Origin of the sequence: Bradyrhizobium sp. CCGUVB1N3 (assembly GCF_024199925.1) — a bacterium.
Classification (GTDB): domain Bacteria; phylum Pseudomonadota; class Alphaproteobacteria; order Rhizobiales; family Xanthobacteraceae; genus Bradyrhizobium.
The window spans coordinates 4,464,183-4,486,497 of the sequence record NZ_JANADR010000001.1 but is presented as its reverse complement, the minus strand read 5'-3'; the positions used below and the strand labels follow the sequence as shown (position 1 = coordinate 4,486,497).

27 protein-coding genes and 1 riboswitch are annotated in these 22,315 nt (G+C 64.4%); of the genes, 10 read left to right on the top strand and 17 right to left on the bottom strand.

The genetic code is table 11. The annotated features are described in order from the left end of the window. Window positions 1-63: 63 nt before the first annotated feature. From NLM33_RS21475 to uvrC, 7 genes are all read right to left on the bottom strand, one after another. Window positions 64-1,194, bottom strand: a complete 1,131-nt coding sequence (locus NLM33_RS21475) for a YihY/virulence factor BrkB family protein (RefSeq protein WP_254098439.1) — start codon at window positions 1,192-1,194, stop codon at window positions 64-66. Then, on the bottom strand, window positions 1,191-1,778 hold the full coding sequence (locus NLM33_RS21470; protein ID WP_254098437.1) for a phage holin family protein: 588 nt from the start codon (window positions 1,776-1,778) through the stop codon (window positions 1,191-1,193). Before NLM33_RS21470 ends, NLM33_RS21475 begins: the two co-directional genes overlap by 4 nt. Before the next feature lie 84 nt (window positions 1,779-1,862). Next, on the bottom strand, window positions 1,863-2,822 hold the full coding sequence (gene prmB, locus NLM33_RS21465) for a 50S ribosomal protein L3 N(5)-glutamine methyltransferase (RefSeq protein WP_254098435.1): 960 nt from the start codon (window positions 2,820-2,822) through the stop codon (window positions 1,863-1,865). Next, complete coding sequence (locus tag NLM33_RS21460; protein ID WP_254098433.1) at window positions 2,822-3,289, bottom strand: molybdenum cofactor biosynthesis protein MoaE; 468 nt, start codon at window positions 3,287-3,289, stop codon at window positions 2,822-2,824. Before NLM33_RS21460 ends, prmB begins: the two co-directional genes overlap by 1 nt. A 10-nt stretch (window positions 3,290-3,299) precedes the next feature. Beyond that, the gene (gene moaD, locus NLM33_RS21455) at window positions 3,300-3,551 is read right to left on the bottom strand and encodes a molybdopterin converting factor subunit 1 (protein WP_027523064.1); all 252 of its coding nucleotides are present in this window, start codon (window positions 3,549-3,551) and stop codon (window positions 3,300-3,302) included. Continuing rightward, on the bottom strand, window positions 3,548-4,165 hold the full coding sequence (gene pgsA / locus NLM33_RS21450) for a CDP-diacylglycerol--glycerol-3-phosphate 3-phosphatidyltransferase (RefSeq protein WP_254098431.1): 618 nt from the start codon (window positions 4,163-4,165) through the stop codon (window positions 3,548-3,550). Before pgsA ends, moaD begins: the two co-directional genes overlap by 4 nt. Before the next feature lie 95 nt (window positions 4,166-4,260). Next, window positions 4,261-6,321 (bottom strand): excinuclease ABC subunit UvrC, encoded by a 2,061-nt coding sequence (uvrC, locus tag NLM33_RS21445; RefSeq protein ID WP_254098429.1) that lies wholly within the window; start codon window positions 6,319-6,321, stop codon window positions 4,261-4,263. A gap of 252 nt (window positions 6,322-6,573) precedes the next feature. On the opposite strand from uvrC, the gene NLM33_RS21440 reads away from it, so the two are divergent. After that, window positions 6,574-7,197, top strand: coding sequence for an outer membrane protein (locus NLM33_RS21440; RefSeq protein WP_254098427.1), 624 nt, complete (start codon window positions 6,574-6,576; stop codon window positions 7,195-7,197). Window positions 7,198-7,270: 73 nt separating this feature from the next. On the opposite strand, the gene NLM33_RS21435 is transcribed toward NLM33_RS21440, so the two are convergent. The 4 genes from NLM33_RS21435 to NLM33_RS21420 form a co-directional block, all read right to left on the bottom strand. After that, window positions 7,271-7,486, bottom strand: coding sequence for a cold-shock protein (locus NLM33_RS21435; protein WP_027523068.1), 216 nt, complete (start codon window positions 7,484-7,486; stop codon window positions 7,271-7,273). Between the two features lie 251 nt (window positions 7,487-7,737). Then, on the bottom strand, window positions 7,738-8,598 hold the full coding sequence (locus NLM33_RS21430; protein ID WP_254098425.1) for a 23S rRNA (adenine(2030)-N(6))-methyltransferase RlmJ: 861 nt from the start codon (window positions 8,596-8,598) through the stop codon (window positions 7,738-7,740). A gap of 89 nt (window positions 8,599-8,687) precedes the next feature. Then, window positions 8,688-9,380, bottom strand: a complete 693-nt coding sequence (locus tag NLM33_RS21425) for a ribonuclease T2 (RefSeq protein WP_254098423.1) — start codon at window positions 9,378-9,380, stop codon at window positions 8,688-8,690. Between the two features lie 104 nt (window positions 9,381-9,484). Next, complete coding sequence (locus NLM33_RS21420) at window positions 9,485-9,952, bottom strand: hypothetical protein (RefSeq protein WP_254098421.1); 468 nt, start codon at window positions 9,950-9,952, stop codon at window positions 9,485-9,487. Window positions 9,953-10,133: 181 nt separating this feature from the next. On the opposite strand from NLM33_RS21420, the gene NLM33_RS21415 reads away from it, so the two are divergent. The 3 genes from NLM33_RS21415 to NLM33_RS21405 all read left to right on the top strand — a co-directional run bounded on the left by NLM33_RS21415 (window position 10,134) and on the right by NLM33_RS21405 (window position 11,758). Next, entirely contained in the window at window positions 10,134-10,439 is a 306-nt protein-coding gene (locus NLM33_RS21415; RefSeq protein WP_254098419.1) for a hypothetical protein, read from the top strand. A gap of 86 nt (window positions 10,440-10,525) precedes the next feature. Next, window positions 10,526-11,014 carry a DUF3617 domain-containing protein gene (locus tag NLM33_RS21410; protein ID WP_371930128.1) on the top strand — a complete coding sequence of 163 codons (489 nt, stop codon included), beginning with the start codon at window positions 10,526-10,528 and terminating at the stop codon, window positions 11,012-11,014. 12 nt (window positions 11,015-11,026) lie between these two features. Beyond that, window positions 11,027-11,758 (top strand): haloacid dehalogenase type II, encoded by a 732-nt coding sequence (locus NLM33_RS21405; RefSeq protein WP_254098415.1) that lies wholly within the window; start codon window positions 11,027-11,029, stop codon window positions 11,756-11,758. Between the two features lie 42 nt (window positions 11,759-11,800). On the opposite strand, the gene NLM33_RS21400 is transcribed toward NLM33_RS21405, so the two are convergent. From NLM33_RS21400 to NLM33_RS21390, 3 genes are read right to left on the bottom strand one after another with little or no spacing between them, the layout of a single operon-like run. After that, entirely contained in the window at window positions 11,801-13,189 is a 1,389-nt protein-coding gene (locus NLM33_RS21400) for an ATP-binding protein (protein WP_254098413.1), read from the bottom strand. A gap of 19 nt (window positions 13,190-13,208) precedes the next feature. Then, window positions 13,209-13,937 carry a response regulator gene (locus tag NLM33_RS21395; RefSeq protein WP_254098411.1) on the bottom strand — a complete coding sequence of 243 codons (729 nt, stop codon included), beginning with the start codon at window positions 13,935-13,937 and terminating at the stop codon, window positions 13,209-13,211. After that, a complete protein-coding gene (locus NLM33_RS21390; RefSeq protein ID WP_254098409.1) occupies window positions 13,934-14,476 on the bottom strand; it encodes a MarR family winged helix-turn-helix transcriptional regulator in 543 nt (180 codons plus the stop codon). Before NLM33_RS21390 ends, NLM33_RS21395 begins: the two co-directional genes overlap by 4 nt. Before the next feature lie 342 nt (window positions 14,477-14,818). Here NLM33_RS21390 and NLM33_RS21385 point away from each other — a divergent pair, with 342 nt between their 5' ends. Both NLM33_RS21385 and NLM33_RS21380 read left to right on the top strand, forming a co-directional pair. Then, on the top strand, window positions 14,819-15,901 hold the full coding sequence (locus tag NLM33_RS21385) for a branched-chain amino acid aminotransferase (RefSeq protein ID WP_254098407.1): 1,083 nt from the start codon (window positions 14,819-14,821) through the stop codon (window positions 15,899-15,901). A gap of 124 nt (window positions 15,902-16,025) precedes the next feature. Next, window positions 16,026-16,916 carry a branched-chain amino acid aminotransferase gene (locus NLM33_RS21380; protein ID WP_254098405.1) on the top strand — a complete coding sequence of 297 codons (891 nt, stop codon included), beginning with the start codon at window positions 16,026-16,028 and terminating at the stop codon, window positions 16,914-16,916. Here NLM33_RS21380 and NLM33_RS21375 read toward each other — a convergent pair. Then, window positions 16,871-17,128 (bottom strand): hypothetical protein, encoded by a 258-nt coding sequence (locus NLM33_RS21375; protein WP_254098403.1) that lies wholly within the window; start codon window positions 17,126-17,128, stop codon window positions 16,871-16,873. The two genes, NLM33_RS21380 and NLM33_RS21375, sit on opposite strands and share 46 nt — an antisense overlap. On the opposite strand from NLM33_RS21375, the gene NLM33_RS21370 reads away from it, so the two are divergent. The 4 genes from NLM33_RS21370 (at window position 17,127) to NLM33_RS21355 (ending at window position 20,106) form a co-directional block, all read left to right on the top strand. Beyond that, window positions 17,127-17,654 (top strand): YegJ family protein, encoded by a 528-nt coding sequence (locus tag NLM33_RS21370; protein ID WP_254098401.1) that lies wholly within the window; start codon window positions 17,127-17,129, stop codon window positions 17,652-17,654. The genes NLM33_RS21375 and NLM33_RS21370 overlap by 2 nt on opposite strands. A 58-nt stretch (window positions 17,655-17,712) precedes the next feature. After that, the gene (gene hisS / locus NLM33_RS21365) at window positions 17,713-19,263 is read left to right on the top strand and encodes a histidine--tRNA ligase (RefSeq protein WP_254098399.1); all 1,551 of its coding nucleotides are present in this window, start codon (window positions 17,713-17,715) and stop codon (window positions 19,261-19,263) included. Between the two features lie 101 nt (window positions 19,264-19,364). After that, window positions 19,365-19,568, top strand: coding sequence for a tautomerase family protein (locus NLM33_RS21360; RefSeq protein ID WP_007596840.1), 204 nt, complete (start codon window positions 19,365-19,367; stop codon window positions 19,566-19,568). Between the two features lie 133 nt (window positions 19,569-19,701). Then, window positions 19,702-20,106: a thioesterase family protein gene (locus tag NLM33_RS21355; RefSeq protein ID WP_254098397.1), complete on the top strand. Its 405-nt coding sequence runs from the start codon at window positions 19,702-19,704 to the stop codon at window positions 20,104-20,106. A 112-nt stretch (window positions 20,107-20,218) separates the two neighbouring features. Here NLM33_RS21355 and proC read toward each other — a convergent pair whose 3' ends face one another. Both proC and NLM33_RS21345 read right to left on the bottom strand, forming a co-directional pair. Next, window positions 20,219-21,046 carry a pyrroline-5-carboxylate reductase gene (gene proC, locus NLM33_RS21350; RefSeq protein ID WP_254098396.1) on the bottom strand — a complete coding sequence of 276 codons (828 nt, stop codon included), beginning with the start codon at window positions 21,044-21,046 and terminating at the stop codon, window positions 20,219-20,221. Between the two features lie 161 nt (window positions 21,047-21,207). Then, the gene (locus NLM33_RS21345; RefSeq protein WP_254098395.1) at window positions 21,208-21,708 is read right to left on the bottom strand and encodes a YbjN domain-containing protein; all 501 of its coding nucleotides are present in this window, start codon (window positions 21,706-21,708) and stop codon (window positions 21,208-21,210) included. Between the two features lie 402 nt (window positions 21,709-22,110). Further along, window positions 22,111-22,261, top strand: a riboswitch (FMN riboswitch). The last annotated feature ends 54 nt before the right edge of the window (window positions 22,262-22,315 follow it).

The following is a 22,315-nucleotide window of genomic DNA, read 5'->3' as shown; positions in this document are numbered from 1 at the left end:
AAGCAGCACAACTTTAGCATCAATGTTGATTCGCGGGGCAGTGATCTTGATGACAGGCTTGACTTAGCTCCGTGCGGCCGCGCCGACCGTATCGGCCGAGACGGCCTCCCTGCTGCCGAGCCGCGTGGGCGTGCCCGTGGTGGTATCCCGCAAGGTCTGCCGCTCGATCTCCGAGTTCAGCTCGGCTCCGAACATGATGACGATGGCGGACATCCACATCCACATCATCAGCCCGATCGCGGCTCCCAGCGAGCCGTAGGTGGCGTTGTAATTGGCGAATTCCGAGAGATACCAGGAGAGCAGCGCCGAGCCGGCGATCCACAGGACGGAGGCCGTCACCGCGCCGATGCTGAGCCATTCCCAGCGCGCGGCGTCGCGGCTGGGCGCGAAGCGGTAGAGGATGGCGAGCGCGGCCAGCAGGATGACGAACAGCAGCGGCCAACGTGCCAGCGCGACGATCAGCTTGCTCTCCGGAGCGAGCCCGAGATGGTTCAGCGCGAGCGGGAAGGCGACCACGGCGCCCACCATCAGCAGGAGCGCGGCGATGCTGCCGATCGTGAAAGCCAGCGACACCAGATTGAGACGGATGAAGCTGCGCTTCTCGCGCTCCTCATAGGCGACGTTGAGCGCGTCGATGATCGATTTGACGCCGGCATTGGCGCTCCAGATCGCCAGCACGAGACCGAACAGGAAGGTGGCGCCAAGCGCCGTGTTGCCCTTCGACACCACCCGCCCGATCTGGTCCTCAATGATCTGGAACGTGCCCTCGGGCAGCATCATCGCGAGCGTCTGGAGGTTGGCGCTGATCGTCGAGGGGTTGGCGAACAGGCCGTAAGACGAGACGAGTGCGGTGACGGCGGGGAAAATCGCAAGCAGCCCGAAGAAGACGACGCCGCCGGCGGTTGCGAGCAGACGATCCTCGTCGATGCGTTGGTAGGTGCGCCAGAGGATGTCCTTCCAGCCGGCAAGGGGAATCTTGAGCGGGCTTTTGGACCGGCGGCCGTGGCCGCCCTGCAAGGCGGCGCGAGCGGGATTGGTTTCGAGCGAGTTACCTTTCGCGTTGCGGCCGTTCTCGACATCAGCGGATCGCGGCGCGCCATAGCCCTGAAAGTACCGTTCCGCCGTCAGCACCAACACCGTCGTGGCGGCGACGAGCAGCCAATCGTCGAGCTGCTCGCGCCGCGGCGTCATCATGCGTCCAATCGGTGGCTGTGGCGCCTCCGGCGCGCGGCCGTCAAACCCAACAGCCCGACAGCCGCGAGCATCAGGCCGAGCTGCACCGACCGGTTGCCCCGGGCAGGCCAGCCGCCATTGCGATGGCCCTTTTCACCCGGCGCAAGCGGTACCAGGGGAATCGTGGTGGCGACCTCCTTCACGGCCTCCTTGACAGTTCCACGCGGAATCCGGGGCGTGGCGATCGCAACCCGCAGCCGGCTGGTGAGCGGCACGACCGCTTTGGGCCGGCGCTTGATCTGGGCCATTGCGGCGCCGGCGGAGATCGCCGCCAGCACCAGAAGCACGGTGCCGACGGCGCCGAAGGCCCAGAACATTCCGTAAGTGAGCTCGACCCAGCGGAACAGCGCCATCAGTCCGACGAAGAAGGCGGCGATGGCGAACAGGCCCGCGACGGCGAAGAGCCCAGCAGCGACCGCATAGGACGTCGCCTTGCCGGTGGCCTGGCTGGTGCGGTCGCGGAAATACGACCGGGTGGCGCGCTTGAGGTGGTTGAGCTTGAGCGCCACTCCGGCGCGCAGCAATTCGCCCGATGGCGCAAGCATGCGAAACATCCTCCAGCGGCCGCGGCTGACAGCATTGTTGGTGGATGAACGTGGAGGCGTTTGACTTGTTCCGGCGGGCTCGCGTCAGCCGAGATCGGCGGCCGCGATCCAGAACACCTCGCCTTCGGAGTCCTCGGTGTCGAGCCAGAGCAGCGGCAGTTCGGGGAACGCCTCATCGATCCGCTCGCGGCCGCGGCCGATCTCGCACAGCAATCCACCCTCGGGCGCGAGGTAGCGAGGTGCGTCTTGCAGGATGCGGCGCACGACATCGAGCCCGTCGGCACCGCCATCGAAGGCAAGATTTGGTTCGGCGCGGCATTCCGGCGGCAGTGACGCCATCCCTTCCGCATCGACATAAGGCGGGTTGGAGATGATCAGGTCGTAGCGCGCGTTGCCGAGCGGCGCGAACAGATCACCGCGATGGAGCGTGACGCGATCCTCGAGGGCGTAGTCGGCGACATTGCGCGCGGCAACCTCGATCGCCCCTTTGGAGATGTCGACCGCGTCGACTTGCGCATTCGGGAAATGCTGTGCGGCGAGGATCGCAAGGCAGCCGGAGCCGGTGCAGAGATCGAGCACGCGCTCGACGGCAATCGGATCGTCGATCAGCGAGCCGGCCTCGCCGTCACCGCCGAAATGCGAATCCAGCAGCTCGCCGATGAAGGAGCGCGGCACGATCACGCGCTCGTCGACGTAGAAGGGCAAGCCACGCATGTAGATCTTGTTGACGAGATAGGCGGCCGGCTTGCGCGTCGTGACGCGCGCGTTGATCAGAGCCAGAATGGTCTTGCCTTCCGCCGCGGTGACGCGGGCGTTGGCAAAGAGCTCGAACTGCTCCGGATTGAGATGCAGCGCCTCGCAGACGAGGAAGGCGGCCTCTGCCACCGGATCGGTCGTGCCATGCGCGAAGGCAAGCCTGGTTTCGACGAAGCGGCTCACCGCATAGCGGACGAAATCGAGCAGCGTTACGAGCTCGCCGGCGGCGACCTTCGCAAGCCTGGGTGCGGCGCGGCCGCGCGTGGTTTTCTTGGATGCTTTTGCCATCAGGATTTGGTCCAGCGTGCGGCGGCCTGGTCGTCGCGGGTATCAGCCTCAACCCAGCCGGTGCCGGCTGCGCTTTCTTCCTTCTTCCAGAACGGGGCGCTGGTTTTCAGGTAGTCCATCAGGAACTCGGCCGCCTGGAATGCCGCCTGGCGATGCTGCGAGGCAGTCACCACCAGCACGATGTTTGCGCCGGGCGTGATCCGGCCGACGCGATGGATGACGGTGATGCCGTCGAGCGGCCAGCGCGAGATGGCCTCGTCGACGTGGCGCTTGATCTCTTCTTCGGCCATGCCCGGATAATGTTCCAGCGTCAGCGCCGAAATCTTCGCGCTGTCCTCGTCGCCGCGACAGATGCCGGAGAAGCTCACGACCGCGCCGATGTCGGTGCGACCGTTCGTCAGCGCAGCGATCTCGCGCGCGACATCGAAATCGTCTTGTTGGATGCGGATGGTGACGGGGCCGGTCATGCGCGCGATGCTAGCCGCCGGTCATCGGCGGGAAGAACGCGATCTCGCGGGCGCCGGCGATTGCCGCATTCGGCTTGACGTGGGCGTGGTCGATCGCCGCGCGGATCACCTTCGGCTTCTCGAACGCATAGGCATAGGCTTCGCTCCGGCCGGAGAGCCAGGCGATCAGCTCCTCGATCGTGCGCACGCTCGCCGGCGGTTCGATCGTCTCCTCGGCCTTGCCGATGCGCTCGCGCACCCAGGCGAAATATTTCACCTTCATCCCTCATCCTCCTTGATGAGGTGATGGATGCCGGCACGGAAATAGTCATAGCCGGTGTACATGGTCAGCAGCGCCGACGCCCACAGCAAGAGCAGGCCGATCTGGGTCACCACCGGCACCACCTGGTCGCCGGCCTCGCCCGCGAGCAGGAAGCCGATTGCAACGAGCTGGACCGTCGTCTTCCATTTGGCGAGCTTGGTCACCGGCACGCTGACGCGCAGTGCCGCCAGATATTCGCGCAGGCCCGACACCAGGATCTCGCGGCACAGGATCACGATGGCGGCCCACAGCGACCAGCCGTGGATGATGCCGTCGGCGGCCAGCATCAGGAGGCACGAGGCGACCAGGAGCTTGTCGGCGATCGGGTCCAGCATCCGGCCGAAGGCCGACTGCTGGTTCCAGATCCGCGCGTAATAGCCGTCGAGGTAATCCGTCACCCCCGCCGCGATGAAGATGGCAACCGCCACCCAGCGCAGCCACAGCGGCCCGTCCATGATCGACTGGGCGTAGATGCAGCCCACCACCACCGGGATCGCGGCGATCCGGGCGTAGGTCAGGATGTTCGGAAGGGACATCGAGCTCTTGGCGGTCCCCCGTGTCGTGGCGATGTTCATTCGTTCTACCAATACCGCTGCAGCATCAAGGTCAACCGTCCCGGTCTCAATGAGGTGCGGAGACGACGACCATATGACCGCTGGTCCCCTTTAGTTCACCCCGGCTGGGGATGGAAATACTCGAAAATCTTGCGGGCGCTTTCCGCGCTCACCCCCGGAACCTTGCCGAGATCGGCGATCGACGCCCGCTCGATCTCCTTCAGGGTTCCGAAATGATGCAGCAAGGCACGTTTGCGTGACGGGCCGATGCCCGGGATCTCCTGCAAACCGGCCTCGCGGATGTCCTTCTTGCGCAGCTTGCGGTGCGAGCCGATGACGAAGCGGTGGGCCTCGTCCCGCAACCTCTGAATGAAATAGAGCACGGGATCACGCGGTTCGAGCTTGATGGCCTCGCGGCCCGGCATGAACAGCGTCTCGCGCCCGGCATCGCGGTCCGGCCCCTTGGCCACCGACATCAGCGACACCTGGGTCAGCCCGAGGCTCTCGAAAATCTCCCGGATAGCGTTGAGCTGGCCGCGGCCGCCGTCGATGATCACGAGGTCGGGCCATTGCGGGAAGTCGTCGTCCTTGGCCTTCGCAGGCTCTTCGGGCGGACTGAGCAGCCGCTTGAAGCGGCGCTGCAGGACTTCGCGCATCATCGCATAGTCGTCGCCCGGCGTGAGCCCTTCTGACTTGATGTTGAACTTGCGGTACTGGTTCTTCACGAAGCCGTCGGGCCCCGCGACGATCATGGCGCCGACCGCATTGGTGCCCTGGATATGGCTGTTGTCGTAGACCTCGATGCGCTTCGGCGGATGGGGCAGGGTAAGGGTCGTGGCCATCGCTTCCAGCAGGCGGCCCTGCGTCGCGGTGTCCGCCAGCTTCCGCCCCAGCGCTTCCCGTGCATTGGTCAGCGCGTGGGTCACGAGCTCCTTCTTCTCGCCGCGCTTCGGCGTGGAGACCTCGATCTTGTGGCCGGCCTTGATCGACAGCGCGTTGGCAAGCAGCTCGCTTTCCTCGATCTCATGCGAGAGCAGGATGATCTTCGGCGGCGGCTTGTCGTCGTAGAACTGCGCGAGGAACGAGCCCAGCACCTCTTCCGGCGTAAACGTCTTCTCTGCGCGCGGGAAATAGGCGCGGTTACCCCAGTTCTGCCCGGTGCGGAAGAAGAACACCTCGACGCAGGAGAAGCCGCCCTCCTGGTGGATCGCGAACACGTCGGCTTCTTCCACGGTGCGTGGATTGATGCCCTGCTGCGACTGGATCGCCGACAGCGCGGCGAGACGATCGCGATAGAGCGCCGCACGCTCGAATTCGAGCTCGCCCGAGGCTTTCTCCATCTCGCCCGCAAGCTCCTGCTTCACGGCGTGGCTCTTGCCGGAGAGGAAGTCGGTTGCTTCCCGCACCAGCGTTGCATAGCCCGGAAAGTCGATCTCGCGGGTGCAGGGGCCGGCGCAGCGGCGGATCTGGTGCAACAGGCAGGGCCGGCTGCGGCTTTCGAAAAACGAATCGGTGCAGGAGCGAATCAGAAACGCGCGCTGCAGCGCGGTGATGGTGCGGTTGACGGCGCCGGCGGAGGCGAACGGGCCGAAATAGCGCCCGGGCCGGGTCTGCGCGCCGCGGTGCTTGAGGATCTGCGGCGCCCAATGGTCGCCGGTGATCAGGATGTAAGGAAACGACTTGTCGTCGCGCAGCTGCACGTTGAAGCGCGGCCGCAGCTGCTTGATGAGGTTGGCCTCCAGCAGCAACGCTTCGGTCTCGGTCGTGGTCGAGACGATCTCGACCGACACCGTCGCCGCGATCATGCGCAGGATGCGCGCCGGCTGCGGCGCACCGATGCGCGCGTAGTTGGAGAGGCGCTTTTTGACGTTCTTGGCCTTGCCGACATAGAGCACGTCGTTGTTCGCATTGAGCATGCGATAGACGCCCGCCGAGGTGGGGGCGAGCCGCACCGCGCGCTCGATCGCGTCATGTCCGGTCGCAAGCAGACCTTCGCCGACCGCGCCGGTCTCTTCCAGGATGTCCGGCAGCCGCGCCTCGTCCTCGTCGTCGCTGCCATTGGTCGCAGGATCGACGTCGGGCGGCGTCAGCTCCTGCGGGGGAGCGTCCGCCGCTGCGCCGCGTCGCACCTTTCGCGCGCGCGCGGTGTCCGGGGTGTCGGAGGAATCGTGATCCATGGTGCGAATTTAGGCGCTGGGAGTGCCGATTTGAAGTTTCATCGGGCGGGCTTAGCCGACCGTGCGCGGTGTTCCCGGTAACGCTTCCTTAAGACTGTTAAGCGGGCGGTAACCGCGCTTAACAACCCTTTAACTTAAAACTCTCGATAAATCCTACGCGAAAAGTTCTTGGTTCCGTAACCATGCGGTTTTGCCTTGCGCGGCGGCGCATGGGGATCGCGATGGCTCGCGGCAGTTGCGTTGGAGAGTGTGATGAAGGGGCTCGTTATGGGCGCTGCGGCTCTGGTTGCCGCGGGCTGGAGCGCTTCGGCAGAGGCCGCCGATCTCAATTACGGACAGCGTGCGCCCTATACCGTCAACCAGCCGCTCAATGCCTATAGCTGGGCCGGTCCCTATCTCGGCGCCAACCTCGGGTATGAATGGGGCTCGGTGAGCAACAATCTCGCCAAGCCGGCCGGTTTCGTCGGCGGCATCCAGGCCGGCTACAATTTCCAGAACGGCCCTTGGGTGTTCGGCGTGGAAGGCGATATCCAGGCGGCCGGCGCCGACGATACGTTCGCCCCGTGGAAGTTCTCCAATCCCTGGTTCGGAACGTTGCGCGGCCGCGCCGGCTACGCCTTCAACAACATCCTGTTCTACGGCACCGCCGGTCTTGCCTTCGGCGAGTTGCGTGCGGAGACCTTTGGTTGGACGGAATCGCACACCACCGTGGGTTGGACCGCAGGTGTCGGCGCCGAGTTCGGCATCGCGCAGAACTGGAGTGCCAAGATCGAATATCTCTTCCTCGATCTGTCCTCGAGCCAGTTCGCGATCACTGGCGTATCGAACGGCTATAGCGCCAGCGTGGTACGCGCAGGCGTGAACTATCACTTCTGATAGCTAAAGAAGAAAATACCGGACCTAAACCTCCCGGCCTCGCGGCCGGGACTTTTTTTGCGTCAGGCTTCGTCTAAGAGAGGATCACCAGGTTGACCGCTTTGGGTCCCTTGCCCTTCTTGTCCGGCTCGACTTCGAAAGTGATACGCTGTCCTTCGGTGAGGTCCTTCAGTCCCGCCCGCTCCACCGCCGTGATGTGAACGAAGACGTCGCGACCGCCATCGTCCGGCTTGATGAAGCCGTATCCGCGTTCGCCGTTGAAAAACTTAACCGTGCCCGTCATGGCCATCGGGACTCCTCCCCCGCATTGCTCCTCCGCCGCGATGCAGACCCGCATCTCGGCATGACCGGACATACGAGCCCGGGAGCTGGCCACCCTTGGGCGGACGCGTTCAGTCCGCCTGGATCCTTCTTAGGCCTTCACTCCGCCGCAACCATTCGCGGAAGCGGAACGTAAAGCCAGTCACCAAGCACAGCATAATACGGTTCTCTGCAGATTGACTACCGTTCATGCATAGTTTTCCCAATAGGCGTACTACTTTAGGGCTTCGGCACCTCCAGGCGGAAACGGGCCGCGCCGCCTTGGCCGAGCGGCTTTTCGAGCTCCGGCAGGATGGTCCTGAGCTCGTCCTGCAACGTAAAGGGTGGGTTCACGATCAAAAGCCCGGTCGAGGCGAGTGACGCGCCGGTGCTTTGCGGTGCGACGCTGAATTCGAGCCGCAGACATTTCCCCTGAGGTTTGGCTGCGGCTGCGGCCCGCGCCACCGCTTGCGCAAGCGCGTCGGTGGCGCGCCTGGATTTGGCAGGATACCAGATCACATAGATGCCGGTCGGCCACTTGGCGAACGCTTCCGAGAATGCTTCTCCGAGCCGCTCGAACTCGTCCTTGGCCTCGAAGGGCGGGTCGATCAGCACCAGACCGCGCCGCTCCTTCGGCGGCACGAAGGCCGGCAGCGCAATCCAGCCGTCGAGATCGACGACGCGCGCCTGCGTGTCGCGGCGCAGCACATCGATCAGCGCCTTGCGCGCCTTCGGCTCGAGCTCGCAGGCGACGAGACGATCCTGCGGCCGCAACAGTCCACGCGCGATCAGCGGTGATCCGGGATAGGTCTTCAACTCGCCGCGCGGATTGAAGGCGCGGACGATGTCGAGATAGGGCTTTGTCAGTGCGGCGACCTCGTTGGACAGGCGCGCCTGCATGATGCGGGCGATGCCGGTCAGCCACTCGCCGCCGCGCCGCGCCTCGTCGCCTTCAAGATCGTAGAGGCCGGCGCCGGCATGGGTGTCGATGACGCGGAACGCGGCTGGCTTGTCCTGGAGATAAGTCAGGATGCGCGCCAGCACGATGTGCTTGATGACATCGGCGAAGCTGCCGGCGTGAAAGGCGTGGCGGTAGTTCATGTCGGACAGTTACGACATCGTACGGCAAATGTAACTGCCGTCATTCCGGGTTGATGCCGCGCATCGCCCCGGAATGACGGCGATCCAGTTCAACCGCCGCGGATCGGCGGCATCGTCACCTGGTCGCGGCGGCAGGCGCGGCGGTCGAGCTCCTCGCAGGAGCGGAATTGCAGATCCTTGTTCAGGCAGATGCGCACCTCCGACAGCCGTGTCCGGTTGCACGTCACCGAAACGGCCGAGCTGCTCAGCCCCGGATTGGCCTTGATGAAGGCCTCCTCGACATCGGCGGGCGCCACGGTCTTGGCCTGCGACAAATCGAGATATTCGGCCGGAATCTTGATGACAGCGCGCGCTTTCCGGATGGTCTCGAAGTAGTTGCGGTCCGACAGGCCCGAGCAGGTGCCGTGCTTGTCCCATTCGTTGAAGATCAGCCCGGGCGCCGGCATCAGGTCGAGCATCGAGGAGACGATGTTACGGTTCAGCCGCGGCGCCGGCCGCTGGCAGTATTCGGGAAAGCCGTTCTCATATTGCGGCCACAGCCCGTGCACCACGAAGGCGTAGGGCCGTCCGCCGCACTGGATCTGGGAACGTCCGCCGCGCTCGGCTGCCTCCTCGCAGAACGACGGCGACCAGGACAGCGAGAGCACGTAGAAATCGAATTCGCCGGGCGCGTTCTGGCGCTTGTCCTGCGCCATGGCGCTGCCTGCGAGCGTAACGAGGCCGGCGGTGAGTACGAGGGAGATCAGGAAACGGGACAGGGAATGCAATCTGGAATGAAACATGGCGACGCCCTTCAACTAGACTGTGCAAGAGAGCCTAGCAGGCAACGAGAACATTTCAAGAACAAAATTGACGCCGCCCGCCTTGGCGCGACGATTCGACCGAATCAGGGTTTTGCCGCCCGGCAGACTGGATTGTAGGCCCAGTTGCGGTCGAGGCCGACCACGCACCATTCGACGCCCTGGCCGAAGCCGGCAAAACCGCCGTCCTCGACGATCGAGAAATGCACCTTTCGCGCCTTGCCGTCGCTGAGCATGGCCTCGCCCGTGCAGTAGCGGCGCGGAATGTTGTCGGACTGCCAGGGCCGGAAGGCGGTCTCGTGAATGCCGGCGAAGCCCGTGATCTTCAACGACGAATTCCAGAAAGAGCTTTCTTTCTCCCAGAATTGGGTGGCGATCGTCGGCAGTGCCCTGTCGCAATCGGCGACCCGGCCGTCATAGCGCGGCCCATCCAGCCAGAAGTTCAGCTCGAGCGGATTTGCGGCCCTGGCCTCGGTCAGCGACAGCGCCCCCAGAACGAGGCCGAATACCGCGGCAAAGCGGAGCGATTTCAGGGAGGTGGCGAGGTCGCACATGGGCAATCCAGGAGACATGGCTGCAAGCATCGGACCGTGCCGCGAAGGTGGGGAGAGGTCAAGTGCAGCGCTGCAACACTCGCCAGCGAGTTGCACGCAACATCGCACCTAACAGGCCTTCCGTTCTTTTCAGCGCGTCCGCGGCACCGTAAACTGGTGCCAGCCAAATGGAGTGACGGGAATGCGAATCATTGCGGCCGCGAGCCTTCTTGCCAGCCTGGTTGTCTCGGGACTGTTGGCGGGCGTGCCGGCGCGCGCCGACATCCTCCCTGTGCCGCCCTTCAAGGGCAACGACACCGGCGGCATCATCGCCTATTCGATGGCAGCACAGGTCGATGCGCGGCAGATCGCGGTCGACCACTGCGCGCGTTACGGCAAGGTGGTGAAATTCCTCGCCGTGCAGCCCTATGACGGCGGCTACATCTCCTTCTCCTGCCGCTGGGTGCCGTATGGCGCGGCCGAGCAGCCGCTGCGCACGCTGTACTGATCCTTATAGACCGCAAGCGACGACCGGGAGTTTGGCGCATGACGCGACGGCGTGTTGTTTTCTGCGCTAGCCTCTTCGTGCTCGCGATGTCGGCGACGACGGCTGCGCATGCGGTGGATCTGCCGGTGCGCAAGGCCGGCCTCTGGGAGATGAAGATGCTTCGGTCGGGCGGGCCGATGCCGGAGATGACCATGCAGCACTGCACCGACGAGACCGTCGACAAGGAGATGAACAACAACGTCTCCCCGATGGCCAAGCAGATCTGCACCAAGCAGGACATCCAGAAGACCGCGACCGGCTATGTCAGCGATTCCGTCTGCAACGTCGCCGGCACCACCACGACCTCGCATGCCGAGATCACCGGCGACTTCAACGCCGCCTATACGGTGAAGAGCACCGCACACATCCAGGGCGGCGTTGCCGGAGCTGCGGGGCGCGACTCAACCACGACGATCGAGGCCAAGTGGCTCGGCCCGTGCAAGGCGGACCAGAAGCCAGGCGACATCGTGATGCCCGGCGGCTTCAAGATGAACGTCAAGGATGCCGCGAAACTGAAGGATCTGCTGCCGAAGTAGGGAGCGATCGTCATGGCCGTCTCTGACCGAACGGCGAACGTCAAAGCCATTGCGTTCGACATTCAGGGCACTTGTGTCGATTTCTACGCCCCCATTCTGCGGGCTGGTGCGGCCATCAACAACGAGAAGGGTCTCGGGATCGACTGGGCTGCCTTGTCGGCAGAATGGCGGGAGCTCTACCGCGCCGCGATGGATGCGGTGATCGCCGGTCGCAGGACCTGGCTGCGGGTCGATCGTATTTACCGGGAGGCGCTTGAAACGCTCGTCGAACGGCACGGCTTGTCCGATCGCCTCGATGATGCCGAGCGCGACGAGCTGAACAATGTCTGGACCCGACTTGATCCGTGGCCGGATGCGATCGAGGGGCTGACGCGGCTTCGCCGGCGCTATCTGACATCGACTTTGTCGAACGCGGGAATGGCCAGCGTCGTCGCCTTGGTGAAAAATGCCAACCTGCCGTTCGATGCCGTGCTGACGGCGGAACTGGCGAAGAGCTACAAACCTGCGCCGGCGGTCTACCAACTCGCCGTCGACTATCTCGGCTATCGGCCAGATCAGATTCTGATGGTCGCCTGCCACAAGTATGATTTGAAGGCAGCTCGCGCGTTCGGCATGAGGACAGCTTTCGTGCCTCGCCCTCTGGAGTTCGGGCCGGACGCCACGCCCGATGTCTCGCCCGAGAGCTGGTTCGACATCTATGCGGCGAGCTTCATTGACCTCGCGGACAAGCTGCAAGCCGTTTAGTCGCAGGCTGTCGAAGCAGAGCCGGGCCGTGCGCGTCGCGGCTCACACCGGTATCCTCACGCTCGCCCGCAAGCCGCCCATCGGGCTGTCGCCGAGCGTGATGTCGCCGCCATGCGAGCGGGCGATGTCGCGGGCGATCGCAAGGCCGAGGCCCGTGCCGCCTTCGTCCTGGTTGCGGGCGTTGTCCAGCCGCAAGAATGGCTTGAACACTTCTTCGCGCAAATGCATGGGGATGCCGGGCCCGTTGTCGTCGATGGTGACGGTGAGATAGCGGTGATCGCGCTGGCCGGTGATGGCGATCGCCTTGCCGTAGCGTGCCGCGTTGGTGACGAGGTTGGCGAGACAGCGTTTGAACGAGGCCGGCTTCACCGTCACCACGGGCAGGCCGTTGAACGCGACAGTCGCGGTGTGGCCGTGACGCTCGGCATCGCTGCGCAATTCCTCGAGTGCCTGCACCATGTCGGTCGGCTGCGACTGCTCGCCGGAATCGCCGCGTGCGAAAGCGAGGTAGTCCTCGAGCATCATCGACATCTCGTCGACATCCTTGCGCATGCCCTCGATCTCGGGGTTATCGCCGATCAGCGCGAGCTCGAGCTTGAAGCGGGTCAGGATGGTGCGCAGATCGTGGCTGACGCCGGCAAGCATCGCGGTTCGCTGCTCGATCGAGCGTTCGACGCGCGATTTCATCTCGAGGAACGCCATCGCGGCACGCCGCACTTCCCGTGCGCCGCGCGGCCGGAAGTTGGGCGCGTCGCGGCCCTTGCCAAAGCTTTCCGCGGCGTCCGCGAGCTTCAGGATCGGCTTGATCTGGTTGCGCAGGAAAAGCACTGCGACGATCAAAAGGATCGAAGAAGTGCCGACCATCCAGAACAGGAAGATCTCCGAATTCGAGGCGTAGGCCGCGCTCCGCTGCGCGAACACGCGCATGATGGCGTCGTCGAGCTGGATGCGGATCTCGACCACGTTGGAGCGGCCGACGGTATCGATCCAGAACGGGCGGCCGATCTGGCGGCCGAGCTGCACCGAGAGCGTCTGGTCGAGCAGCGAGAAGAACGGCTTTGGCCCTGGCTGCGGCATGTCGCCGGCCGGCAGGAAGTCCACCACCAGGCCAAGGCGCTGCTGCGCGATGCGCCTGATCTGGTCGCGGTCCTTGTCCTGCGGATAGCCCTTGTAGACGTCGATCAGCGCGGCGATGTCCTGCACGACAGCGGCCGACAGCCGCCGCGTCACCGTGTTCCAGTGCCGCTCCATGAACACGAAGGCGACGACCGATTGCAGCACCACCATCGGCACGATCATGATCAGGAGCGCGCGGGCATAGAGGCCCGTCGGCATCCAGCTCTTGAACGCATTGCCCATCCAGCCATTGGCGGCGGACACACGGTCGGCGGCGCTTCTGAGCAGCGTCAGGCCGGTATCGATCGTACTCATCGCGTCCGCTTCATCCGGTCTATGGCGAGGCTACCAGCCGGTAGCCGATGCCGCGCACCGCCTGGAGGAACAAGGGATTGGCGGGATCGCGCTCGATCTTGCGGCGCAGGCGGTTGATCTGCACGTCGACGGCGCGCTCGTTGACGCTGCCGTTGCCGGTCAGCGCGGCGCGCGGCACCGTCTCGCCCTGGCTGTCTGCGAGAATGCGCAGCATCTCGCGCTCGCGGTCGGTCAGGTGGATGACCTCCTCGCCCTGGCGCAATTCGCCGCGATCGAGATGGAAGACGTAAGGACCGAATGCGATCTTCTCGATCGTGGTGACCTGCGGCGGGGCTGTGCGCTTGAGGATGTTGTTGATGCGTAGCGCAAGCTCCCGCGGCTCGAACGGCTTCGCCACATAATCGTCGGCGCCGATCTGCAGGCCCTCGATACGGGCCTCCGCCTCGTGCCGGGCCGTCAGCATCACGATCGGCACGGAGGAGGATGTCCGGATGAAGCGGGCGAGGTCGAAGCCGGTCTCGCCGGGCATCATGACGTCGAGGATCAACAAATCGAAATGCAGGCCCATGAGCTTGGCACGGGCATCGCTGGCGCTCGCGGCGGTCGAGACGCGATAGCCTTCGGCGGCGAGAAAGCGCGACAGGAGGTCGCGGATGCGGCGGTCGTCGTCGACGAGGAGGATATGCGGGGCATCGTCGGCGGGCTCTACCGGCGGACGGGCGAGCGTGGCAGCGAGTGGCACGGTCACTCCTTTGTGGCTTGGTTGACGGTGGCGAAGATCGTCTCCAGCACCTTGTCGGGATCCTCGCGGTCGATCATGGCGCGCAGGAAGCGTTTCACGGTCTCGGCGTCCTGCGAGCCGATCTCGGCGAGCGCCCGGTTGATTCGCGTGGTCTGGAGCCCGGCGAGCTTCTGCACCAGCGCCTCGCCCTTCGGTGTCGCATAGAGCAGGCGCTGGCGTCGATCGTTATCGCCGGTCTTCTGCACGATATAGCCCTCATCGAGCAACTGCTTGAGCACGCGCCCGAGCGACTGCTTGGTGATGCGCAGGACGTCCAGGAGGTCGGCGACCTTGAGGCCGGGATAGCGGTAGACGAAATGCATGACGCGGTGATGGGCCCGGCCGAAGCCGAACGCCTCCAGCTCCTGGTCGGGATCGCCGACGAAATCGCGATAGGCGAAGAACAGGAGCTCGATGATATCCCAGCGCAAATTGCCCACATCGCTGGCCGCCGGCTTGATCTCGGCAGCGTCAGGGGAGGGGTTTGCGAAATTTATGTCAGGCATATTGACGTATCTTGGGTTCAATGTTACAAAACGATCGACCCGGACGAAATTTTAGATCGCTTCGTTCGGGATGATGTTGTCCAAAGCGGCCGGGGAAGTGCCGGACAGGTAGCCGGCCGGACCAGATCTACCGTGCGATTGTCGAGCGGCATATCGGCAAAACATACTGGACTTCCGCCCTCCGCAAAAGCATGTCCTGTCGCGACATGCTGGCCACGGGAAACCGGCCGTAACAAGGCTGGTCACGGTCGGGGCCAGACCTGGTTAAGTTATCAAGCCCGAAAGAGGCAGGCCGGCGCGATTCCGCGCGCCGATTGCGACAGCGGGAGGCAAGGGAAAAAAATGAGTCTGAAATTCGAAATCCAGCCTGCCACCAATCCGACCGCCGAGCAGGAGCGCACGGCAAAGCTTGAAAACCCTGGCTTCGGCCGGGTCTTCACCGATCACATGGCCGTGGCTCGCTACAGCCAGGCCAAGGGCGGTTGGCATGACGCGCACGTCGAAGCCCGCGCCAATTTCCAGCTCGATCCGGCCGGCGCCGTGCTGCACTACGCGCAGGAGATCTTCGAGGGGCTGAAGGCCTACCGGCGCGACGACGGCGGCGTGAATTTGTTCCGCCCCGACGCCAATGCGCGGCGCTTCAAGAACTCGGCCGAGCGCATGGCGATGGCGCCGCTGCCCGAGGACGTGTTCATCGAGGCGGTCGAGCAGCTGGTGCGGATCGACCGCGCCTGGATCCCGGGCGGCGAGGGCAGTCTCTACTTGCGGCCCTTCATGATCGCCAACGAGATCTTCCTCGGCGTGAAGCCGTCGGCGGAATACATCTTTGCCGTCATCGCGTCGCCAGTCGGCTCTTATTTCAAGGGCGGCCCTGCGCCCGTCTCGATCTGGGTGTCGGAGAATTACACGCGCGCCGCGGTCGGCGGCACCGGCGCCGTCAAATGCGGCGGCAACTACGCCGCGAGCCTGCGCGCGCAGGCCGAGGCCATCGAGCACGGCTGCGACCAGGTCGTGTTCCTCGATGCGGTCGAGCGCCGCTATATCGAGGAGCTCGGCGGCATGAATATCTTCTTCGTGTTCGACGACGGCTCGCTGATCACCCCGCCGCTCGGCACCATTTTGCCGGGCATCACCCGCGACTCCATCATCGCGCTCGCCAAGGATGCCGGCACGGTGGTGCGCGAGGAGCCCTACTCGATCGACCAGTGGCGCAAGGATGCGGCCAGCGGCAAGCTGAAGGAGGCTTTCGCCTGCGGCACGGCGGCCGTCATCTCGCCGATCGGCAAGGTGTGCTCGGCGAGCGGCGACTTCCTCATCAGCGGCGGCGCCGCAGGCCCGGTCGCCATGGGGCTGCGCAAGCAGCTTGTCGACATCCAGTACGGCCGGACCAACGACCCGCACGACTGGATCAGAAAGATCTTTTGACCTGCGGCGGCCTCAGGCCGCCGCTTCCCTGACGTCTCCCTGATTGAGCAAGGCCTGCACGCGTCCCGCCGGGACGCGTGCACGGGCGTGTGCGCGATGAATTCAACACCAGCGGGAGAGAGTCATGGGAGCTTCATTCGATGAGATCGACGGCGTCATCTGGTATGACGGCAGGCTGGTGCCGTGGAAGGACGCCAACGTCCATTTGCTGACCCACGGTCTGCATTATGCGAGCTGCGTGTTCGAGGGCGAGCGCGCCTATGGCGGCAAGGTGTTCAGGAGCACGGCGCATTCCGAGCGGCTGAAGGCCTCGGCGAATATCCTCGATTTCGAGATCCCGTTCTCGGTTGCCGAGATCGACGCTGCCAAACAGCGCGTGATCGACACGAACAATCTGCCGGATGCTTATCTGCGTCCGATCGCCTGGCGCGGCTCGGAAATGATGGGCGTCTCCGCACCGAACAACACGATTCACCTCGCAATCGCCGCCTGGCAATGGCCGAGCTATTTCGATCCCGCCTCGAAGCTGAAGGGGATTCGCATCGATCTCGCCGAGTACCGAAGACCCGATCCGCGCACGATCCCGGCGCTCGCCAAGGCCAGTGGCCTCTACATGATCTGCACCATCTCAAGGCATAAGGCCGAGCGCAAAGGCTATGCGGATGCGATGATGCTGGACTGGGAAGGGCGCGTCGCCGAATGCACCGGCGCCAATATCTTCTTCGTCCAGGACGGCAAGCTCCACACCCCGATCGCCGATTGCTTCCTCGCCGGCATCACCCGCGCCACCGTGATCGATCTCGCTGGGCGACGCGGCATCGAGGTGATCGAGCGGCGGATCATGCCGGAGGAGCTCGGCGGTTTCTCCGAGTGCTTCATCACCGGCACCGCCGCCGAGGTGACCCCGGTCTCCGAGATCGCGGAGTGGAGGTTCACGCCGGGCGCGATCTCGGAAGCGCTCATGAAGGACTATGCGGCGGAAGTGCAGCCGAAGGGTAAGCGGGAAGCGGCGTAAACGATTTTCATGTCCCGGACGCGGCGCAGCGCCTCTTCGGCGATGCGCCGCAGAGCCGGGACCCACCGCCCGTGTGGACCCCGGATCAGCAGCGCACCACGCCGCAAGCGCGGCGCGCTGCGCTGCATCCGGGGAACGCCGGCGTCATGAACGCGCTGGCTCGACCACACGACAAAGCTCCAGACATCGAGGCATTTGGACAGCGCGATCATGGCTCCCACGCTCCCTCAACCCCTGAAATGGGCAGTGCTCGCTGCCATCACCGGCATCTCGGTCTTCGGCATTCTGACGATCGGCCCCACGCCGCAAGTCGGCGCCCAGGATCGCTCGCCGGTCATCGACGTCCGCTCCGGCAATCCCGAGATGAACGCCGCGATCGCCCGTGCGCGCAACACGCTGCCGACGTTCTGGGCGTCCTACGATGCGCCGAAACCGACGGAGACCGGGCATTCCCTAAAGGTGCGCTTCCCGACATCGGGCACCAATGCCGAGCACATCTGGATGGCTGACGTGAAGAAACTCGGCAGCGGCTCCTATTCCGGGCGGTTCGCCAACCGCCCGCGCGACCTGCCGGGCAGGCGGGAGGGCGACCTCGTCGAGTTCAGGGATGCCGACATCTCGGACTGGATGTTCATGCGCAACGACAAGATCGTCGGCGGCGAAACCATCAAGCCGCTCCTGAAATCGATGCCGAAGGCCGACGCCGACGCGCTGCGGGCGCGGATGGAGCAGCCGTAGGCGGCGAGAGGGCACTGACCGGGTTGCCGCATGGCGCGTCGGCTGGTAAACGCCGCGCATGGCCGAAAAACCCAAAAAACCCCAGAAACTGAAGGCGCGCCTGCCGCGCGGGCTGGAGGATCGCGATCCCGCCGCGATCAAGGCCACGCGCCAGATGGTCGAGAAGATCCGCGCGGTCTACGAGCTCTACGGCTTCGAGCCGGTGGAGACGCCGGCCATGGAATATACCGACGCGCTCGGCAAGTTCCTGCCCGACCAGGACCGCCCCAACGAGGGCGTGTTCTCGTTCCAGGACGACGACGAGCAGTGGATCTCCTTGCGCTACGACCTGACCGCGCCGCTCGCGCGTTACGTCGCGGAGAATTTCGACACGCTGCCAAAACCCCATCGCAGCTACCGCGCCGGCTACGTCTTCCGCAACGAGAAGCCCGGCCCCGGCCGCTTCCGCCAGTTCATGCAGTTCGACGCCGACACGGTCGGCTCGGCGACGCCGGCGGCGGACGCGGAAATTTGCATGATGGCGGCGGACACGATGGAGGCGCTCGGCATCGCGCGCGGCTCCTACGTGGTGAAGGTGAATAATCGGAAAGTTCTGGATGGAGTCCTCGAATCTATCGGTCTCGGTGGAGAAGAGCATGCAGCGCAGAGGCTTACCGTTCTTCGGGCGATCGACAAATATGATCGGCTCGGGACTGAAGGTGTGGAGCTGTTGCTCGGCACCGGAAGAAAGGATGAGAGTGGCGATTTCACCAAGGGCGCAGGTCTAGATAAACAGCAAATACAGAAAGTCTTGGTGTTCACGCTCTTGCAAAGTGGTCGCGTGACTGAACTTGAGCACGTGGGTGGTGGAGATTTCGTTGAAAGCAACAAGGGCGTCCTAGATGGCATGATGACTCATTTTGGTGCCAACGCAACGTCTCTTGCGGGTATTGAAGAGCTCAAGCTCATCTCAGATCTAGTCGAAGCCGCGGGATACGATCGGAACAGGATCCGTATCGATCCCTCCGTCGTGCGCGGCCTCGAATACTACACCGGCCCAGTCTACGAGGTCGAACTCCTGCTCGACACCAAGGACGAGAAGGGCCGCCCGGTTCGCTTCGGCTCGGTCGGCGGCGGTGGCCGTTATGACGGCCTGGTCTCGCGTTTTCGCGGCGAGCCGGTGCCGGCGACGGGTTTCTCGATCGGCGTGTCGCGCTTGCAGGCCGCGCTGACGCTGCTCGGCAAGCTCGACACGCGGACCGAATTCGGGCCCGTCGTCGTCACCGTGTTTGATCGCGACCGTGTCGCCGATTACCAGAAGATGGTCAGCGCCTTGCGCACCGCGGGCATCCGCGCCGAGCTCTATCTCGGCAATCCCAAGAACATGGGCAACCAGCTCAAATATGCCGACCGCCGCAATTCGCCTTGCGTGATCATCCAGGGTTCGGACGAAAAAGCGCGCGGCGAGGTGCAGATCAAGGATCTGATCGAAGGCGCCAAGGCCGCAGCCGCGATCGCCTCCAACCAGGAATGGCGCGAGACGCGCCCGGCGCAGTTCTCCTGCAGCGAGGCCGACCTCGTCGCGAAGGTGCGCGAGGTGCTCGCGCGCCATGACGTGAGCTGGGGTTAGCTATTCGCGAGAGCAATCATGCCCGGGCTTGTCCCGGGCATTCGTGTCCTGTTTGATGGGCCATCGTGATTGGCCCGTCCGGCCGCAAGGGAGAGAACAAGATGCCTGAGATCACCGTCAGCATGGCCGTGGGCCGCACCGACGAACAGAAGGCCGGTATGATGCGCGACATCACGCAGGCGCTGGTGAAGAATCTCGGCGTCGATGCCGATGCCGTTGTCATCCAGATCAACGAGGCGCCGCTCGCGCACAAGATGAAGGGCGGCAAGACTTTTGTGGAACGCGCGGCTGCGGCGAAGAAGTGACGCGCGAGCGTCATTCCGGGGCAGCCCGCAGGGCTGAACCCCAATGCGTAATTGCGCATTGTGGAATCTCGATTCCCAACCTCTGGATTCCGGGTCCGCGCTTCGCGCGTCCCGGAATGACGAGCAAGGCGCCATGGACGCACGCGATTTCATCACAATCGGCATGAGCGCGGAGCGCACGCTGGTGGTGCCTGCGGAGCGCACGGTCGGGCATTTCGTGTCAGGTATGCCGATGGTCTATGCGACCCCGATGATGATCCTGGAGATGGAGATGACCGCGGGCGATGCCATCCGCTCTGCGCTTCAGCCGGGCTGGGTCACGGTCGGCACTGAGGTCGACATCCGCCATCTCGCGGCAAGCTTCGTCGGTGCGACAGTGCGGACCACTGCGAAGGTGATCGCGGTGGAGCGCCGCGTCATCCGCTTCGAGGTCGAGGCGTTCGAGGGTGCGCGCAGGCTCGGCGAAGGCCGCCACGCCCGCGCGCTCGTGAACTACGAGCAGTTCACCAAGCGCTTTGGTGTACCGGAGCGAAAGTAGGCGACGATGTCGTAGGGTGGGCAAAGCGTAGCGTGCCCACCACTTCTGTCGCTGTCGGGGAGAGATGGTGGGCACGGCGCAAGTGCGCCTTTGCCCACCCTACGGCACCGGATTATTTTGCCAATTCCTTCGATCGCTTCGTCGCCGCGGCTATCGCGCGGATCATCAGGTCGCGCAGGCCGGGCTCGCCCATCAGCACCTCGAGCGCCGCGGCGGTGGTACCGCCGGGCGAGGTGACGTTCTGGCGTAGCGTGCTCGATGCAAGCTCCGAGCGATGCAACAATTCGCCCGCGCCTGCGACCGTCTCGCGCGCGAGTTTGGTAGCGAGCGCCTCGGGAAGGCCCGCCTCGACGCCGGCGCGCGCGAGTTCTTCGGCGAGCAGGAAGACGTAGGCAGGGCCCGAGCCGGACACGGCGGTGACCGCATCCATCAGGCCCTCATCCTCGACCCATTCGACCGAGCCGGTGGCACGGAGCAGCGCGTCGGCCACCGCGCGCTGACTGTTGCTGACATTGTTCGCGGCCACCGCGACCGTGATGCCGCGGCCGATCGCGGCCGGCGTATTCGGCATCGCGCGAACCACGGCGCCGCCGCAGACCTCTTGCAACGAAGCGATCGTGGTTCCCGCCATGATCGAGACCACCGAGGTGCCCAAAGAAACATATGGCCTCAGCTTCGCGCCGGCCTCGCGGAAGGATTGCGGCTTCACCGCGACGACCAGCGTCTCGACGGTGCCGGCGCTCGTCACATCTGGATTGAGCGCGACGCCCTTGGCGGCGAGCGCGCTGATCTCCGGCGCGAGATACGGCTCGATCACCGCGACGCGGCGCGGATCGAGGCCCTGCGCCAGCCATCCGGTCAGCATCGCGCCGCCCATCTTGCCCGCACCGGCGAGGAGAATGGTGCCGGTGATGTCTTTCAAGGCGCTGTTGTTTGCCATCGCTATTGCCACTCACTCAGCGTCCTGGCGAAAGCCAGGACCCATTACCCCGAGTGGTTCTAGTGGATGGAGGGCAGAGCAACAAGCGTCGTGCAATACGGTGAGATCACGCGGTATGGGTCCTGGCTTTCGCCAGGACGACCTTGGGGAGGCGGTGTGCGTTACGCCTCGCCTGCCGTGTCGAACATCGCGGCGTCCATCGCCTCGGTGGTCGATTTGCCCGCCCACACCACGAACTGGAACGCGGGGAAGTAGCGCTCGCAGGCGTGGATGGCACCGGCGAGCATGGCCTCGCATTGCGCGGTCGAGGCAGTCAGTCCGCCCGGCAGCATCAAGGCTTGGCGGTGCATGATCATGCCGGTGTGGGTCCACAGATCGAAGTGCCCGACCCACAATTGCTCGTTGATGGCGGCGACCAGCCGCTGCACCTCGGAGCGGCGCGCAATCGGAATCTTCATGTCGAACGCGCAGGCCAGATGAAGCGCCTCGATCTCGCCCATCCAGGTGAAGGAGAGCTGATAGTCGGTCCACTGTCCCTTCGAGACGATCGTGATCTCGTCGTCGCCGGAACGTTCGAACGGCCAGTTGTTGCTGGCGGCGATGTCCTCCACCACCGAGAGCGGGTGGCTGCGGGAATCGATATTGCTTTCGAGCAGGGACATGCCGTCTCGACCTCTTGCCTTTATTGTTATCTTGATACGCACGCGGTTGGCCCGGCGCGCGCTCCCTTAACGTCGCTGACGGCGATCCCCTTGGATCGCGCGGGCCTTTCGGGGATCAACTGATGTGATTTGCGGAATCTGCGCAACTCCGTCGCGAGTCCGTCCACAAGGTCCGACAGGCTCGTCCACAGCTCATCTCGGTCACAATTATTAATTTGAGAACAAATCGGAATCGGATTGAGCGAGCCCCGCGCCATTCGTTAATGCCGTCCCAAAATTCCGTTCCATGGGGCGCTGGACCGCCCCGGCCGCATGGGACCATGCGGTTTGGCGATGCCGAAGGCGCTTGCTGCGGCCGCCCGCCGGCGTCATATTTCAGCCAGGTTGTTCATTCCGAACAGCCGATGTTCTCAGGGCGGGGTGAAAGTCCCCACCGGCGGTAAGGGCCGTAAGGTCCAAGCCCGCGAGCGCCTTCCTCCGCAAAGGGGAAGGGTCAGCAGATTCGGTGCAACTCCGAAGCCGACGGTTAAAGTCCGGATGAAAGAGAACGGTCGGTGGCGGTCCGCATCGCGAGGATGCGGCCGTTTGTCGTTCCGTATGCCCTGAT